Origin of the sequence: Granulicella sp. L46 (genome assembly GCF_009765785.1) — a bacterium.
Taxonomy (GTDB): domain Bacteria; phylum Acidobacteriota; class Terriglobia; order Terriglobales; family Acidobacteriaceae; genus Granulicella.
In genome coordinates, this window is record NZ_LMUT01000025.1 from 1 (window position 1) to 16,910 (window position 16,910).

Annotated in this window: 14 protein-coding genes; 13 read left to right on the forward strand and 1 reads right to left on the reverse strand. The window is 61.6% G+C overall.

From position 1 onward, the window contains the following. Positions 1-1,100 (forward strand): Nramp family divalent metal transporter (locus GSQ80_RS20060; protein ID WP_158789452.1); only part of this gene is annotated, 1,100 nt, incomplete at its 5' end. A gap of 96 nt (positions 1,101-1,196) precedes the next feature. On the opposite strand, the gene GSQ80_RS23520 is transcribed toward GSQ80_RS20060, so the two are convergent. Beyond that, complete coding sequence (locus GSQ80_RS23520; protein WP_254059810.1) at positions 1,197-2,939, reverse strand: hypothetical protein; 1,743 nt, start codon at positions 2,937-2,939, stop codon at positions 1,197-1,199. A gap of 398 nt (positions 2,940-3,337) precedes the next feature. Between GSQ80_RS23520 and acnA the strand changes: the two genes are divergently transcribed. The 12 genes from acnA to GSQ80_RS20125 all read left to right on the forward strand — a co-directional run bounded on the left by acnA (position 3,338) and on the right by GSQ80_RS20125 (position 16,653). Then, positions 3,338-6,196 carry an aconitate hydratase AcnA gene (acnA, locus tag GSQ80_RS20070; RefSeq protein WP_158789453.1) on the forward strand — a complete coding sequence of 953 codons (2,859 nt, stop codon included), beginning with the start codon at positions 3,338-3,340 and terminating at the stop codon, positions 6,194-6,196. A gap of 111 nt (positions 6,197-6,307) precedes the next feature. Continuing rightward, positions 6,308-7,138 (forward strand): indole-3-glycerol phosphate synthase TrpC, encoded by an 831-nt coding sequence (gene trpC, locus GSQ80_RS20075; RefSeq protein WP_158789454.1) that lies wholly within the window; start codon positions 6,308-6,310, stop codon positions 7,136-7,138. After that, positions 7,128-7,808 (forward strand): phosphoribosylanthranilate isomerase, encoded by a 681-nt coding sequence (locus GSQ80_RS20080; RefSeq protein WP_158789455.1) that lies wholly within the window; start codon positions 7,128-7,130, stop codon positions 7,806-7,808. The genes trpC and GSQ80_RS20080 overlap by 11 nt, the downstream gene beginning before the upstream one ends. Positions 7,809-8,032: 224 nt before the next feature. Continuing rightward, positions 8,033-9,283: a tryptophan synthase subunit beta gene (trpB, locus tag GSQ80_RS20085; protein WP_254059811.1), complete on the forward strand. Its 1,251-nt coding sequence runs from the start codon at positions 8,033-8,035 to the stop codon at positions 9,281-9,283. Next, positions 9,280-9,651 (forward strand): nuclear transport factor 2 family protein, encoded by a 372-nt coding sequence (locus GSQ80_RS20090; protein ID WP_158789456.1) that lies wholly within the window; start codon positions 9,280-9,282, stop codon positions 9,649-9,651. Before trpB ends, GSQ80_RS20090 begins: the two co-directional genes overlap by 4 nt. A 1-nt stretch (position 9,652) precedes the next feature. Then, the gene (trpA, locus tag GSQ80_RS20095) at positions 9,653-10,429 is read left to right on the forward strand and encodes a tryptophan synthase subunit alpha (protein ID WP_158789457.1); all 777 of its coding nucleotides are present in this window, start codon (positions 9,653-9,655) and stop codon (positions 10,427-10,429) included. Positions 10,430-10,595: 166 nt separating this feature from the next. Then, positions 10,596-10,859, forward strand: coding sequence for a chorismate mutase (locus GSQ80_RS20100; RefSeq protein WP_158789458.1), 264 nt, complete (start codon positions 10,596-10,598; stop codon positions 10,857-10,859). Positions 10,860-10,945: 86 nt separating this feature from the next. Next, on the forward strand, positions 10,946-11,989 hold the full coding sequence (gene aroF, locus GSQ80_RS20105; RefSeq protein ID WP_158789459.1) for a 3-deoxy-7-phosphoheptulonate synthase: 1,044 nt from the start codon (positions 10,946-10,948) through the stop codon (positions 11,987-11,989). Between the two features lie 19 nt (positions 11,990-12,008). Next, on the forward strand, positions 12,009-12,839 hold the full coding sequence (gene proB / locus GSQ80_RS20110) for a glutamate 5-kinase (RefSeq protein WP_158789460.1): 831 nt from the start codon (positions 12,009-12,011) through the stop codon (positions 12,837-12,839). Next, positions 12,836-14,170 (forward strand): glutamate-5-semialdehyde dehydrogenase, encoded by a 1,335-nt coding sequence (locus tag GSQ80_RS20115; protein WP_158789461.1) that lies wholly within the window; start codon positions 12,836-12,838, stop codon positions 14,168-14,170. The genes proB and GSQ80_RS20115 overlap by 4 nt, the downstream gene beginning before the upstream one ends. Further along, positions 14,167-15,051 (forward strand): prephenate dehydrogenase/arogenate dehydrogenase family protein, encoded by an 885-nt coding sequence (locus tag GSQ80_RS20120; protein ID WP_158789462.1) that lies wholly within the window; start codon positions 14,167-14,169, stop codon positions 15,049-15,051. The genes GSQ80_RS20115 and GSQ80_RS20120 overlap by 4 nt, the downstream gene beginning before the upstream one ends. 132 nt (positions 15,052-15,183) lie before the next feature. Continuing rightward, the gene (locus GSQ80_RS20125) at positions 15,184-16,653 is read left to right on the forward strand and encodes a serine hydrolase (protein ID WP_158789463.1); all 1,470 of its coding nucleotides are present in this window, start codon (positions 15,184-15,186) and stop codon (positions 16,651-16,653) included. The last annotated feature ends 257 nt before the right edge of the window (positions 16,654-16,910 follow it).

Below are 16,910 nucleotides of genomic sequence, written 5' to 3' on the forward strand. Positions count from 1 at the left end.
GGATTGTGACCGGGTTGACGCTGCCGCAGAACTGCAGGAAACATTTTTCGCGGAAGGCGAGTGTGTGCCTGTGGCTGTGCGCCGAGGTGTCTGCGGTGGCGACGGATTTGGCGGAATTTCTGGGCGCGGCGCTGGGGCTCGATCTGTTGATTGGGCCGGCGTTGATGGCGCATGGAATTTCGCTGACGGGTGGGCTGTTTGTGTCGGCGCTGATTGCGACGGTGGCGGTGGTTGGAATTTTGGCGCTGGATCTGATGGGGTTTCAGTGGCTGGAGCGCGGCATCATGGCGTTCGTTGGGATCATTGGATTGTGCTACGGGTTTGAGGTTTTCCTGGTGCATCCGGACTGGCATCGCGCGTTTGTGGCGACGATTTTGCCGACGTTCGATATGCATCATGGGGCCTTCGCACTCAGGGGCAGCGTGTTTGCGGCGGTGGGGATGCTGGGTGCGACGGTGATGCCGCATGTGATCTATTTGCACTCGGCACTGGTGCAGCCGCGGTTGAACGAATTGGAGCCGGCGAGTAAAAAGGCGCGGCCGGGGATGCTGCGGAAGTATCTTCGGTTTGAGCTGGTGGATGTGTTTGTGGCGATGAATGGGGCGTGGCTGATTAACTCCGCGATGATCATCATGGCGGCGGTGGTGATGTATAAGGGGCCGGCGTATTACCCGACGATTCAGGATGCGTTTCACACGCTGGGGCCGCTGCTCGGGCGGGGTGCGGCGGTGGTGTTTGCGGTGGCGCTGCTGTGCTCGGGGCTGTCCAGCTCGACGGTGGGGGTGATGGCGGGGCAGGTGATTATCGAAGGATTTCTGGGGATTAAATTTCCGATTTTTTTGCGGCGGTTTATCACGGTGGTTCCGGCGCTGATCGTGATTGGGGTGGGCAGCGATCCGCTGAAGATTCTGAATGACTCGCAGGTGCTGCTGAGCTTTACGCTGCCGGCGGCGCTGATTCCGCTGCTGCTGCTGACCAATCGGGCTGGGGTGATGGGAGAGTTTCGGAGCGCGGTGCGGATGAAGGTTGCGGGATGGACCGTGGCGGGGATTATCTTGGCGCTGAATGCGGTGCTGCTGGTGGAGATGGCGATGGGGTGAGGGCAGGAGATAGAGGGTAGGGGTTAGGAGTTAGAAAGTCGAAGGGCTCGCCTTGGTGGCGAGCCCTTCCTGGTTGAATTAAGTTGACGTGATGGCTTAGTGCGGTTTGTTGTCGCCGTGCGGTTGTTGCGGCGCCGGGTGGGACTGTTGCTGCGGCGCTGGGCGGGACTGCTGTTGGGGGGCAGGACGAGATTGCGGCTGGGGTGCGGGCCGCGATTGCTGTTGCGGCTGCGGCCGGGGCTGCTGCTGTGGTTCAGGACGAGGAGCAGGTGCGGGCCGCGACTGCTGTTGTGGCGCGGGCCGAGCCTCGGGAGCGGGTCTGTATTGTGGCTGGGGTGCAGGCCGCGTCTGGGGTTGAGGCATGGGGCGAGTCTGCGGTTGCGGCGCAGGACGGGTCTCGGGTATGGGGCGCGTCTGCGGCTGGGGAGTGGGCCGGGTTTGCGGCTGAGGGGCTGGGCGGGTTTCCGGACGGGCGCCGGGGTTTGGCTGGCCGGGGCGTTGTTCCGGAGTTCCCGGTGCCGGGCGTTGGCCATTTACGGGACGCTGCTGGTTTCCGGGTTGGCCAGGTAAGGGACGTGCGGGCTGGATTGCGGGTTGGCCAGGTAAGGGACGTGCGGGCTGGATTGCGGGTTGGCCATGGGTGGGGCGCGTCTCGGGCATCGGACGGCCTTCATTTCCGGGTTGGCCGGGGCGGGTGGGCTGCGTCGCGGGTTGGCCGGGGCGCTGCTCATTTACCGGCTGACCTGGGCGCTGACCGCCATTGACGGGTCGGGCCATGTTCTGGCGCGTCAGCTGGGCTTGCTGCTGTTCGCGTGCCACGGCTGGGGGTGTCGCCGCGATGGGACGAGTGGCGGCGATGGGTCGGGCCATAGCAGCCTCGGCCGGTCTGCCGCGGTTGGCTGAGTAGAACTGCTGCTTGTTCTGCGCAGCGCTCTGAGCCATTTGACGCTGCTCTGGCAGAGCCGCGGTGCGATATTGGCCGCGGGCAGCTAATTCCGAGGGACGTGGCTGGACGTTGATTCCGCCGCGTCCGCCGTTGTAGCTCACGTTGTTGTGAATGCGGCCGGTGTAGGTGACGTTGTTGTAGACAACTGGGCGGTTATAGACGTAGCCGACGCGGCCAACGTTGGTCACACTGCGGTTGTAGTAGAAGTTATTGTGGTTCCAGTAGCCACCGAAGTAGCCGATGCCGATGTAGCCGAAGCCGTAGTCGACACCACCGTAGTAGCCGATGTGGGCGCCCCAATAACCGTGGTGGAAGCCATAGCGACCGCCGTAATAGCCCCAGTAGGGAGGGGTCCAGAGGGCGCCGTAGTAAGGGGGCGGGCACCATACGCCGGGAACCCAGTAGTAGCCTCCAGGACCCCATGCCCAGTAGCCGGGCGTCCACATGTAATTGGGTTCGGGAGCGGGTGGCTGGTCGTACTGGGGCAGCGGCGGCGGGGGCTGGTCGGCGTATTCGGCGACAGCATCTTCGCCAGCGTATTCAGCAGATTGATCCTGGTCGTTATAGCCCTGGACGACAGGGGCGGGCGCTTGCTGCTGGTAGTTTTCGGGCGGCGGCGCTTGCTGCTGTTGATAGGTTTCGCCCTGCTGCTGAGGAGTGTAGGAGGAGTTGGCGGCGAGAACCTGGGTGTTGGAGGCCGGCGCGGTGCTGGAGGCTGGCGCGAGGTTGGCGTCGGCGGGGTCTGCGTCGCCGCTGGGAGGAGCAGTGCCGTCGTTGATAGCGGCGGTGTTCGCGGCGTTGGCCGAGCTATTCTTGCAGCCTACAAAACAGACGGCGAGCAAGGCGGAGGCGCTGATGAGGCCAAACGTACGTAGGATCGTGCGGTTTTCCATAATCGTTCTAACTCCGGCGCGGCGCAAAAGTTTCTATTGGCGGGCGCGCATTGTCAGTGAGATGCCGAGATTTGGGCTGAGGCTGTTTGTTGGCAACATTTTGCGGGGAAATGGGATGCGAGGGCCATGCCAAAGGTGAGGCTGTGAGCGTAAAATTCCTTGCATGCACGATGGTGTCCTCCAGATACGCGCTTATAACGTGACCCGGTCACGCAAGGCGAAGCGGTTTCTACGGGGCCGGCGTGATCGCGGCCGTTCCTGCTAAGACCGCGCAGTTGTTGAGCGCGACCCTCTCCCGCACAAGATGAATTCCAGCCGCGCGCGATTTTGCGGTGCGCTGGTACGCCACGAAACGCGACGCACATCCATTCGTTCCAGCCAAACAGGAGAAGAGAGCAATGCCGAACACGACGCATGCGAACACCACGCACCCGAACAGCTTCAACGCCGCCGCCACACTGGAGAGCGGCGCGAAGAAGGTGAACTACTACAAACTGAGCGCGCTTGAGGGAGTGAATCTCTCGCGCCTGCCGTACTCGCTGCGGATATTGCTGGAAAACCTGTTGCGCTGCGAAGACGGCAAGACCGTGACGGCGGACGACATTCGCTTTCTGGCGAGCTGGGATCCGAAGGCGGAGCCGTCGCGTGAGATTGCGTTCATGCCTGCGCGTGTGCTGATGCAGGACTTTACGGGTGTACCCGCGGTGGTGGATCTGGCCGCGATGCGCGATGCGATGAAGGCGCTGGGCGGCGGGCAGGCGGAGATCGAGAAGATCAATCCGCTGGTGCCGGCCGAGTTGGTGATCGACCACAGCGTGCAGGTGGATGAGTATGGCAGCCCGTACTCGTATGACTTGAATGCGGCGCTGGAGTTTACGCGTAACCGCGAGCGCTATGCGTTTCTGAAGTGGGGGCAGACGGCGTTCCATAATTTTTCTGCAGTGCCGCCGGGGATGGGGATCTGTCACCAAGTGAATTTGGAGTACCTGGCGCGCGTTACGTTTACGAAGACTGAGGCCGATGGAAGCGTGACGGCGTATCCGGATACGTTGGTGGGGACGGACTCGCACACGACGATGATCAATGGGCTGGGTGTGCTGGGGTGGGGCGTTGGCGGCATTGAAGCAGAGGCTGCGATGCTGGGTCAGCCGGTAAGCATGCTGGTGCCGCAGGTGGTTGGCTTCCGGCTGGAAGGGAAGTTGAAGGAAGGGACTACTGCCACGGATTTGGTGCTGACGGTTACGGAAGCGCTGCGCAAGCATGGTGTTGTGGGCAAGTTTGTGGAGTTCTATGGGCCGGGCATCAGCGAGCTGCCGTTGGCGGATCGCGCGACGATTGCGAACATGGCCCCGGAGTATGGGGCGACGTGCGGGATCTTCCCGGTAGATGCGGAGACGTTGAAGTATCTGCGGCTGACGGGGCGGAGCGACGAGCAGATTGCGCTGGTCGAGGCTTATTACAAGGCGCAGGGATTGTTCCATACGGCGGGTGCTCCGGAGGCGGAGTACAGCGCTACGCTGAATTTGGATTTGAGCACGGTGGAGCCGAGCGTGGCGGGGCCGAAGCGGCCGCAGGATCGGGTGCTGTTGTCGCAGACTCCGAAGAGCTTTGCTTCAAAACTGGCCGAGCTGCAGGGTCCGAATGCGAACAAGAGCGTGGTGCGGCAGATGGTTCGCTGGGAGGGCGAGGGCGGGCATGCGTCGAAGGGCGGCGAGCTGGAGAGCTCGGTTGGCGTGATGGAGGCGGAAGGCGACGACGATGCGATGCACTCGGTGGAGAGACGGTTCGGTGTGAATCCGGAGAAGTATTTGACCGATGGCTCGATTGTGATTGCGGCGATTACGAGCTGTACGAATACGAGCAATCCGTACGTGATGGTGGCGGCGGGATTGCTGGCGAAGAAAGCTGTCGAGGCTGGATTGACGATGCCACCGTGGGTGAAGACGTCGCTGGCGCCGGGTTCGCGCGTGGTGACGGATTACTACACGCGGGCGGGGCTGCTGCCGTACCTGGAGGCGCTGCGGTTCAACGTGGTCGGATATGGATGCACGACGTGCATTGGCAACTCGGGACCGCTGCCTACGGATGTGTCGAAGGCGATTGAAGAGCATGGGCTGGTTGCGGTGTCAGTGTTGAGCGGGAATCGGAATTTTGAGGGACGGATCTCGCCGGAGGTAAGAGCGAATTATTTGATGAGTCCGCCGCTGGTGGTGGCGTATGCGCTGGCTGGACATATCTCGCATGACTTCGATCATGATGCGCTGGGCACAGGCAAGGATGGTCGGCGGGTTTACCTGAAGGACATCTGGCCGTCGCAGAAAGAGGTGTCGGATACGGTGGCTAGCTGCATTGACTCGACTATGTTCCGGACGCAGTATGCGACGGTGAGCGATGGCGATACCAACTGGCAGCACTTGAAGTTTCCGCTGGGCGAGACGTATGGGTGGGAGAAGGATTCCACGTATATCCGGAAGGCTCCTTACTTTGATGGCATGCCTGCGACGCCGGCCGAGGTAAAGGATATTGTCGACGCGCGGGTGCTGGCGGTGCTGGGCGATTCGGTGACGACGGACCATATTTCTCCGGCGGGATCGATCAAGCTGAACGGGCCGGCGGGGCAGTATCTGACTGAGCATGGGGTGAAGCCTTCGGACTTCAATTCGTATGGCTCGCGGCGCGGGAACCATGAGGTGATGGTGCGTGGAACGTTTGCCAATGTGCGGCTCCGGAACAAGTTGGCTCCGGGAACGGAAGGTGGCGTGACGCGGTTGCTGCCTGAGGGGACGGGGATGTCGATTTACGACGCTAGTGTTGAGTACGCGAAGCGCGGAACGCCGCTGGCGATTCTGGCGGGCAAGGAGTATGGGTCGGGGTCGAGCCGAGATTGGGCTGCGAAGGGTCCGTGTTTGCTGGGAATTCGGTTTGTGATTGCGGAGAGCTATGAGCGCATTCACCGGTCGAACCTGGTGGGCATGGGGATTCTGCCGCTGCAGTTTGAGGAGGGCGCGAGCGTGGAATCGCTTGGATTGACGGGCGAGGAGACGTTTACGCTGGGCACGAAGACGGGTGAACTGAAGGCGATGCTGGACTCGAAGTTTGGGGGCGGCAAGGCGCTGACGGTGGTTGCGACGGCGGCCGATGGGACGAAAAAGACGTTCCCGGCGATGGTGCGCATTGATACGCCACAGGAGATCCTCTACTACCAGCACGGCGGGATTTTGCAGTACGTACTGCGGCAGTTGGCGGGGAAGGCGTAAGGGGCGGTAACCAGAGTCGCAAATAACCATGTAGGGAACGGACGGCGAGCTTGGCTTGGGCTCGCTGTTTTCCGTTGGGGGAGTACCGCGTTCAGGGGTAGCATGGAGGGAATGCTGACGGATAGCTCAGAGCCGACGCTGTATCTGCCGGAGATTCTTGCGCATACGCGCGCGGTGGTGGCGGAACGGAAGGCGGCGGCAGACATGCGTTCGCTGGAGGCGGCGGCGGCGCGGCATGTTCCGCGTGGGTTTGCGAGGGCGCTGCGGGCGCGCAGTGGGCGTGGGGCGGCGGTGATTGCGGAGTTGAAGAAGGCGTCGCCGTCGAAGGGGCTGATCCGGGAGATGTTTGAGCCGGTAGAGATTGCGCTGCAGCTGGAGGCAGGCGGAGCGACGGCGCTGTCGGTGCTGACCGATGAGAAATTCTTCCAGGGGTCACTGGAGAATCTGCGACGGGCGAGTGCGGCGGTTTGGCTGCCGTGTCTGCGCAAGGACTTTATGGTGGATGAGTTTCAGATGCTGGAGGCGCGGGCAAATCGAGCAGATGCGATTTTGCTGATTGTGGCGGCGCTTACAGATGCGGAGTTGAAAAGGCTGCGGGCGAGTGCGCGGTCGTATGGGCTGGATGTGTTGTGCGAGGTGCATGACGCGGAAGAGTTGAATCGCGCGCTTGAGCTGGAATGTGAGTGCGTCGGCGTGAATAGCCGCGATCTGCGAACGTTTGACGTGTCGCTCGAACGCGCATGCGAGCTGGCCGAGAAGCTGCCGAAGAGTGCTGTGCGCGTGGCGGAGAGCGGGATCCATACGCAGGCGGACATGCGCAAGCTGAGCGCGGCGGGGTACGAGGCGTTTTTGATTGGCGAGTCGCTGATGCGGGAGTCGCGACCGGGTGGGGCCCTGGCGAGTCTACTGCGTGGCGGTCTGAACCAAGTCAATGTTTATTAAGATCTGTGCCAATACGAACCTGGAAGACGCGCGCCTGGCGGCGGAGCTTGGCGTGGATGCGGTAGGGTTTGTGTTTGCGGCGAGCAAGAGACGGGTGACTCCGGAGCAGGTGGCGGAGATTACGCGCGAGCTCCCGGCGGAGTTGGCAAAGGTGGGTGTGTTTACGTCGACCGATGCGGCAGAGATTGTGCGGACAGCGAGGGTTGCGGGGTTGACCGCGGTGCAGTTGCATAGCAGGTTTGATCCGAAGCTGGTGGATGCGATTGATGCTGGGAGTGGCAGTGCGTTGCACGTGGTGCAAGTGGTCGACGTTCAGGTGGGAATGGATCTGGAGGAGCTGCAGTGGGTGTTGACGGCGGTGTTGTCGCACCCCTATGTGCTGGTGGCGTTGCTAGATGCTTCGCATGGGGGTGTATCGGGAGGGACGGGGATGAGCTTTGACTGGGACCGCACGGCGGCGGTGGTGCGGGAGGTGCAGGAGGCGACGGGGGGGTGGGTGATCGTGGCCGGAGGGCTGAATGCCGAGAATGTCGGCGAGGCGATTGAGGCGTTTGCGCCGTGGGGCGTGGATGTCGCGAGTGGGGTGGAGAGTGCGCCGGGGAAGAAGGATCCGGAGCGGCTGCGGGCGTTTGTGGCGGCGGCGAGGGCGGCCGGACAACGAGATAGCTAGTTGCAGAGCTTTGGTTGCCGGTGTACATTGAAACCCATGAAGTTTTTCTTCAGCCCGCGATTTACCCCGTCGTACCGCTACTGGCCTATCGTAGCGGCATCGGTGGAGTAGTTTCGCACGGACTGAAGCGTAGAACCTGCGATCTCTAGATTCCCCGAGCCGCGACCCTAAAGGTTGCGGCTTTCGTGTTTTGTGGCAGCGGTTGTGATGAGGATGAAAACGTTATGGGCACTACTGCATCGATGACTCGGCCGGCGGGTGTGGCGGCGAATAGTACGCCGGGAAGGTTTGGCGCGTATGGCGGGCGGTATGTTCCGGAGACGCTGATGGCGGCGCTGCTGGAGCTCGATGCCGCGTATGCGGAGGCACAGGCGGATGCGGCGTTTCATGCGGAGTTAGATGGGTTGCTCAAGGATTATTGCGGGCGTCCTACGCCGCTGTACTTTGCGAAGCGGCTGACGGAGACGCTGGGTGGGGCGAAGATTTATTTGAAGCGCGAAGATCTGCTACACACGGGCGCGCACAAGATTAATAACGCGCTGGGGCAGGTGATGCTGGCTCGGCGAATGGGGAAACAGCGGATTATCGCGGAGACGGGCGCGGGGCAGCATGGGGTGGCGACGGCGACAGTGTGTGCGCTGTTTGGGCTGGAATGCGTGGTCTACATGGGCGAGGAAGACATGCGGCGGCAGGAGCTGAATGTGTTTCGGATGCGGCTGCTCGGCGCTGAGGTACGTGGGGTTGCGTCGGGGTCGGCGACGTTGAAGGACGCGATCAATGAGGCGATGCGGGACTGGGTTACCAATGTCCGATCTACTTTTTATATTTTGGGGAGCGCCCTTGGGTCGCATCCGTATCCGACGATGGTTCGGGATTTTCAGCGTGTGATTTCGAAGGAGATGAAGCGGCAGATTTTGGAGCATGAAGGACGGTTGCCCGATACGGTGATTGCTTGCGTGGGTGGGGGATCGAATGCGATTGGTGCGTTCTATGAGTTTTTGCCGGAGCCGAATGTTGCGCTGATTGGTGTGGAGGCTGGTGGTCGGGGGACGGCGCTGGGCGAACATGCGGCGCGGTTTGCGCCCAATGGCGGCGGCGTTCCGGGGGTGTTGCAGGGGACGTACAGCTATGTGCTGCAGGATGCGGCGGGACAGATTGCGGCTACGCACTCGGTGAGCGCGGGGTTGGATTATGCGAGTGTGGGGCCGGAGCATGCGATGCTGCATGACTCGGGGCGGGCTACGTACACGAGTGCGACGGATGATGAGGCGCTGGAGGCGGTGAAGGTGCTGTCGCGGACGGAGGGGATTATTCCGGCGCTTGAGAGCGCGCATGCGATTGCCGAGGTGATGAAGCTGGCTCCGAAGGTGGGGAAAGAGAAGATTGTGATTGTGAATGTTAGCGGGCGCGGGGATAAGGACATCGGGATTTTGACGCGCGAGATGAAATTGGATGGAGCGGAGGTACGTCGATGACCGCTGCTAGCAATGACACGCGAACTCTTGTGGCTGGATGGATTGAAAGCTGGAACGCGCGCGACCTGGACGGCATCATGACGCATTATGCGGACGGCGTTGTGTTTGAAGCGAGCACCGTGGTGTCGCGTTGGAATCGGCCTGATGGTCGATTGCATGGCGCGGCTGAACTGCGAGAACATTTTCGGCATGGACTGGGGCTGGCGCCGACGCTGCACTTCGAGTTGGAGGAAGTGTTTACTGCTCCCAGCGGATACGCAGCGCTCTACCGCCGCGATAACGATAACCGCGTCCTCGACGTTGTGGAATTAAACGAAGAAGGGAAGGCCATCGCAGTGAAGGCTTACTATCTTGAGGCGCAGGCCTGATATGCCGATTCGATTCTCAAAGCGTCCAGGTCTGGTGATTTACTTTACGGCGGGTGATCCTGATCTGGCGACTACGTGCGAGATGGCGATTGCGGCTATCGACAATGGGGCGGATGTGATTGAGCTGGGGGTGCCGTTCAGCGACCCGCTGGCGGATGGGCCGGTGATTCAGCGGGCTAGTGAGCGGGCGGTTGCGAAAGGAACGCGGCTTACCGATGTGCTGCGGATCTGCAGGGAGATTCGCGCGGCGCGAGCTGAGGCTGGGATTATTTTGTTCAGCTACTTGAACCCGGTGTTGCAGATGGGGCTGGAGAAGTTTGCGAAGGCGGCGAAAGAGGCGGGCGCGGATGGGGTTCTGCTGACCGACATGATCGTCGAAGAGGCCGAGGAGTATTTGAAGGTGATGCACGCGACGGGGCTGATGCCGGTGTTCCTGGCGGCGCCTACTTCGCCGGATGAGCGGTTGAAGGCGATTGCGGAGAACTCGCAGGGGTTTGTGTATGCAATTTCGCGGGTGGGGATTACGGGAACGCAGACGGAGCTGGCGTCGGATGCGAAGGGGCTGGTCGAGAGGCTAAGGAAGTTTACGAAGCTGCCGATTGCGTTGGGGTTTGGGGTGTCGACGCCGGGGCATGTGCGGGCGGTGGGAGAGTTTGCGGATGCGGCGGTAGTGGGCAGCGCGATTGTGGGGTTGATAGAGAAGACGCCAGCGACTGAGGCGCCGCGGGCGGTTGGAGAGTTTGTTCGCAGCTTGTGCGGCGGAGTGAAAAGCGCATGAGAGCGGCGTGTAACACGTATCATTATGTCAGGCCATTGAACGCGCGGCGGCTGTTGGTTCCGCGCCTTAACCCAGTCTGGAAAGCAACTACAGGGCGTCACTTCCAGACTAGCTTTGCAGGCACAACTATCTTTGCGAGCAGAGAGCGCTCGCGGCATGAGGCAGCATGGACATTTCGGATTGGCGGGACAAGATTGATGGGCTGGATGAGCAGATCGTCCGGTTGCTTTCTCAACGAGCGGCAGCGGCGGTTGAGATTGGGAAGTTGAAGGCAAAGATCAACGTTCCGATCTACGAACCGATGCGGGAGCAGACTGTGTTTGATCACGTGCGGAGTGTGAATCCGGGACCGCTTACGGACGCGCAGGTGCAGGACATTTATGAACGGGTGATGGACGTGATGCGTGCGTTACAGCGTCAGCAGCCTTGATTTGAGATGTGCGGACGCGGCCCTGGGTTGTTGGCCGCGCTGCCAAGCAGTGAAAATTTTATTGAGGACTACAGAGGGATCCAGTGATGATCGTCGCGATGCAGGACCAAGCCACCGATGAACAGATTCAGCATGTGATTGAGCGGATGGTTGAGTTGGGATTCAATGTCCACCGGACAACGGGTGAGACGCAGACCATTCTTGCGGGCGTGGGAACGCCGGCGCACTTTGAGGTGACGGAGTTCCAGGTGCTGTCGGGCGTGCACCAGGCTTACCGCATCTCGTCGCCGTATAAGCTGGCGGGACGCGGATTCCGGCCGGAGGGAACGCGGATTACGTTTCCGAATGGGCTGGTGGTGGGTGGCGATGAGGTCGTCATCATGTCCGGGCCGTGCTCGGTCGAGAGTCGCGAGCAGATTCGCCTGAGTGCGCAGCAGGTGGCTGCGGCGGGCGCACAGTTTTTGCGTGGCGGCGCGTTCAAGCCGCGCAGCTCTCCGTACAGCTTCCAGGGTATGGGTTTGGAAGGGCTGAAGCTGCTGCGCGAAGTGTCCGATGAATTTGGACTGCTGGTGATCACCGAGGTGATGGAGATCTCGCAGATTGAGTTGATGCTGCCGTACATCGATTGCTTCCAGGTAGGCGCGCGCAACATGCAGAACTTTAATCTACTGCGCGAGCTTGGCCATGTGCGCAAGCCGGTGCTGCTGAAGCGCGGCATTGCGGCGACGATTGAAGAGGTGCTGTTGAGCGCGGAATATATTCTGTCGGGCGGCAATTACGATTTGATGTTGTGCGAGCGCGGCATTCGTACCTTCGAGACGTACACGCGGAATACGTATGATGTGTCGGCGATTCCGGTGCTGAAGAAGTTGACACATCTGCCGGTGCTGGGCGATCCGTCGCACGGCGTGGGCAAGCGCGATTTGGTTCCGCCGATGGCGTTGGCGAGCGTGGCTGCGGGTGCGGATGGATTGCTGATGGAGATGCATCCGAATCCGGATAAGGCGCTGTCGGATGGTGCGCAGTCGTTGTATCCGGAGCAGTTGACGAAACTGGTGGAGAAGCTGCGGCGGCTGGCGCCGATTGTCGATCGAACGATTGCACCGGCTGTTTCGCAGATCCATGCGTAGGAATTATTAGGAGAAGGCCTTGCATCGGATTGTCGTCAAACTTGGAACGAATGTGATCATGCGGCACGACGGCAAAGTTGCGCTGGGGCTGCTGTGCGGGCTGGTAGAGCAGGTTGCCGAGTTGCGCGCGCAGGGTATCGAAGTGCTGCTGGTAAGCTCCGGCGCGGTCGGCTTGGGGATGGAGCGACTGGGGTTGCTGGAGCGACCTACGGTGGTGGCGCAGATCCAGGCGTGCGCGGCGATTGGGCAGTCGCGGCTGATGTCGCTTTATGACGATGCGTTCGATCGGCTGGGGTGTCCGATTGCGCAGGTGCTGCTGACCGAGGATGATTTTCGCGATGCTACGCGGCATGCGAATCTGCGCGCGGCGTTGGATGCGCTGCTGACGATGGGCGTGATTCCGATTGTGAATGAGAACGATACGGTGTCGACGATTGAGCTGGATCGGGCAACGGATTTGCGGCCGCGGGAGAGAATTTTTGGGGACAACGATAAGCTGTCGGCGCTGCTGCTGAAGCATATCGGTGGGGATCTGCTGGTGCTGTTGTCGGATGTGGATGGGTTGTATGACCGCAATCCGACGGAGCCCGGGGCAGTGGTGTTGAAGCAGGTGGATGCGGTCGACGACGCTATTCTGGCGCTGGCGGATGGGGTGAATGGGCGTGGGCGCGGAGGGATGATCTCGAAGCTCGAGTCGGCGCGCATTGTGCTGCATGCGGGCAAGCAGGTGATTATTGCCAATGGCCGGACGCCGCATGTGCTGGAGCGGATTGTTGCGGGTGAGAGGGTGGGCACGCTGTTTGCGGCGGTGAAGATGCAGGAGCCGTCGCAGGAGAAAGTGGCGCGATGAGCGCGGCGGCTTCTTCGGAGGGGAGCGGGCAGGGTGTGCGCGCGATGGCCGAGGCGGCGAAGGGTGCTTCGCGAGTGCTTGCGGCGCTGGATGGAGCGAAGAGGAATGCTGCGCTCGAGGAGATGGCGCTGGCTGTTGAAGGTGCGAGTGCGGAGTTGCTGGCTGCGAATGCGGAGGACGTGCGGGCTGAGGGTGGAAGTTTAAGTGCAGCTACGTTGGCGCGGCTGAAGCTGGATGCCGCGAAGCTTGCGGAGATGGCGGAGCAGGTGTGGTCGGTGGCGCGGTTGCCTGATCCGCTTGGGCGAAGGCTGGATGCAATCGAACTGGATGAAGGGCTTAATCTTACGAAGATCAGCGTGCCGCTGGGAGTGCTGGCCGTGATCTTTGAGGCGCGGCCGGATGCGGTGACGCAGATTGTGGCGCTGGCGATTAAGAGCGGGAATTCGGTGTTGCTGAAGGCGGGGAAAGAGGTGGAGAGGACGGCGGGCGTGCTGGTGCGGGTGCTTCGCGAAGCGCTAGTGGGGGAGGGATTGCCTGCGGATGCGGTGTCGCTGGTGGTGGGACGGGAGCGAGTGCAGGAGTTGCTCGGGATGCATGGGCTGGTGGACCTGGTGATCCCACGCGGGTCGAAGGAGTTGGTGGAGTATGTGCAGGCGAACACGCGGATACCGGTGCTGGGGCATGCAGAGGGAGTTTGCCATATCTACGTGGATGAGAGCGCGGATGAGGCGCTGGCGCTGCAGGTGATTGAGGATGCCAAGACCGACTATCCGGCGGCGTGCAATGCGGTGGAGACCGTGCTGGTGCATCGCGGGATTGCGGCTGAGTTTCTGCCGAAGCTGGCAGAGCATCTTAGGGCGAAGGGCGTCAGGCTGCACGGAGATGCTACGGTGCGGGAGTTGTTGCGCGGGGTCGAGGTGGAGGCGGTCGAGGATTGGCATACAGAGTATGGCGAGTTGGCGGTTTCGTTGGGGGTCGTGACGGGGGTGGAGGGCGCGATGGAGCACATTCATGCGCACGGGTCGTCGCATACGGAGAGTGTTATCGCCGAGGATGCGGTTGTGGCGGAGCGGTTCCTGCGCGAGGTGGATGCGGCGAGCGTGATGCATAACGCGTCGACTCGGTTTGCGGATGGGTTTCGGTATGGGTTCGGCGCGGAGGTGGGGATCAGCACGAGCAAGCTGCATGCGCGCGGGCCGGTTGGGTTGGAAGGATTGACGACATATAAGTATGTGCTGCGTGGGAAGGGTCAGGTTGCGGGAGATTATCGGGTCTCGAAAGAGACGGGTGAGCATGTAAAGGCGTTCACTCACAGGCGGGAGGCGCGATGAACAAGGTGCTGATTGTGGGGACAGGATTGATTGGGGCTTCCGTGGGATTGGCCCTGAAGGCCAATGGATTTGAGGGTGAGGTCGCGGGGTGGGATGCGAACGCGGAGGAGTTGAAGAAGGCGCTCGAGTGCAAGGCGATTGATCGGGCGCTGGAGCGGCGTGAGGCCGTGCTGGAGACGGACGCGGATGTTGTCGTGCTGGCCACTCCGGTGCTGCCGATATTGGACTGGATGCAGCAGCTGGCTCCGAAGCTGAAGGAGACGCAGCTGGTGACCGATGTGGGGAGCACGAAGGGCGAGATTACTGCGTTGGCGGGGAAGCTGTTCAATCAACCTGAAGGCGCGCAGACTGGCCGGGCGCGGTTCTTGCCGGGACATCCGATGGCGGGGAAGGAGTCGGGCGGCGCTGCGCTGGCGGAGGCGGATTTGTTTCGCGGGGCGACTTGGCTGTTTTGCTCGGGCGCGGGATGGATGGCCGGGGGTGAGTTGGAGATGGAGTGGCGGAAGTGGGTGGTGCGGATGGGCGCGGTGATGCGGGAGCTGGATCCGGCGCGGCACGACGAGGTGTGCGCATGGGTGAGCCATCTGCCGCAGATGCTGGCTACTGCGCTGTCTGCTGAGCTTCAAGACCGATTTGCGGATGACCGCGAGGGGATGGCAGCGGTGCAGGCGATTGGCGGGCGGGCGCTGCGGGAGATGACTCGGCTGGGAGCTAGCCCGTATAGCATGTGGCGCGATGTGGCGATGACGAATACGAAGGCGATTGCGGAGACGCTGGGGGCGCTCGAACAACGTCTGGCGCATGTGCGCGAGAATTTGAAGACTCCTGAGCTGCGGGATGAGTTTGCTAAGGCGAACAAGTTTCGAGCGACGCGCAGCTAACGGGGTCCTGCGCGGACGGTGACGGACTTCACGTAGTGAGACCGCGGAAGAGAGAGGCGGCTAGAATTGGTGCGCCAATGCAGTGGATAGTTGGGCGCTGCGAACAGATCCTGATTTTGCGGAGTGAAGCTTATGCGTTTGGGATGCGGGCGAGGGTTGGCGGCGGTTTTCTTGTGGGCGGGGGTTCCTGCTCTTGTGGCGCAGACGGCCGCGCCTTCTGCTGAGACGCGGCGGCACATTGAGCGGGTGGAGGCGGGGTTGGTGGAGCCGGTCATTCTGAAGGGCGATGCGCATGCTGCGCACACGTTGCAGGAACGGATGGCGGCGCTGCATGTCCCGGGGGTGAGCATCGCCGTGATTCATCATGGCGTGATTGAGTGGGCGCAGGGGTTCGGGGTGATGAAGGTCGGTGGGCCTGCCGTGACGGCCGAGACGTTGTTCCAGGCTGGGTCGATCAGCAAGCCGGTGGCGGCGATGGCGGCGTTGAAGCTGGTGCAGGAGGGGAAGCTATCGCTGGATGCGGATGTGAATACGGAGCTGAAGAGTTGGAAGCTGCCGTATGGACCTGAGGCGAAGGGTAAGGTGGTGACGCTGAGGGAGCTGCTGACGCATACCGGCGGGACTACGGTGCACGGGTTTCCCGGGTATGCGCTTGGGGAGCCGGTGCCGACGCTGGTGCAAGTGCTGAATGGGGAGAAGCCGGCGAACACTCCGGCGATTCGTGTGGAGGCGGAGCCGGGGACGAGGTGGAATTATTCGGGTGGTGGGATCACGATCATGCAGTTGATGATGATCGACGCGAGCGGTGAGGCGTTTCCGAAACTGCTGCACGATACTGTGCTGGCGCCGATTGGGATGACGCATAGTACGTATCAACAGCCGCTGCCGGAGGATTGGAAAGCGATGGCGGCGACCCCGTACGAGCACGATGGGACGCCGGTTGTAGGGGGAGCGCATACGTATCCGGAGATGGCGGCGGCTGGATTATGGACGACGCCTACGGATTTGGCGAAGTATGAGATTGAGGTGGAGCGGTCGTTGGTGGGGGAGGCGAATCATGTGCTGTCGAAAGAGATGACGGTGCAGATGCTTACGCCGGGCATGGGCGATTGGGGGCTGGGAGTTCAGATCGGCGGGAGCAAGACTGATCCGTACTTTGCGCATGGCGGGGTGAATGAGGGCTTCGAGTCTAACTTTACTGCGTATGAGAAAGGTGGCGAGGGCGCAGTGGTGATGACCAATGCGCAGGGCGGAGGAAGGCTGGCCGATGAAGTGATGCGTAGTATTGCCGCGGAGTATGGGTGGGCCGATTTGAAGCCGGAGGTGCGGACCGCGGTGACCGTAGATCCGAAGATTCTTGCGGAGTATGTGGGGACGTATGAGGTGCGGCCGGGGTTTGAAATTGTGCTCGCGATGAAGGTCGGACACCTGGTGGCAAGCGCGACGGGGGAGAGCGAGGCGGCGGTAATTGCGGAGTCGCCGACGAAGTTCCTGGTGCCGGAGGTTGGCGCAGAGTTCGAGTTCGTTCCGGATGCGCAGGGGAAGGTGACCTACCTTGTTCTGAACCCGGGCGGCCGGAACATGAAGGCCATGAAGAAGTAGGGTCCTGCGCGGACGGCGAGGGCGCTTCGCGTGGCGGTACTAAGGAAGCGGGGGATTGGGTTAGAATTTCGGGAGGGAAGGTTGGTGTTGGGATGAGCTCGAAGAAGGATTCTTGGATTGATCGTTGGTGGCCGCTGTTGGTGATCACGTTTGGGGTTTGTTGCGTGGGGATTTTGGTACTGTTTCACCCGTCGTACTAGGGGCCACGGGCTCAGGGCTTAGCGCCCAGGGCATGCGTGGAGAAGCGGATTCCCGAA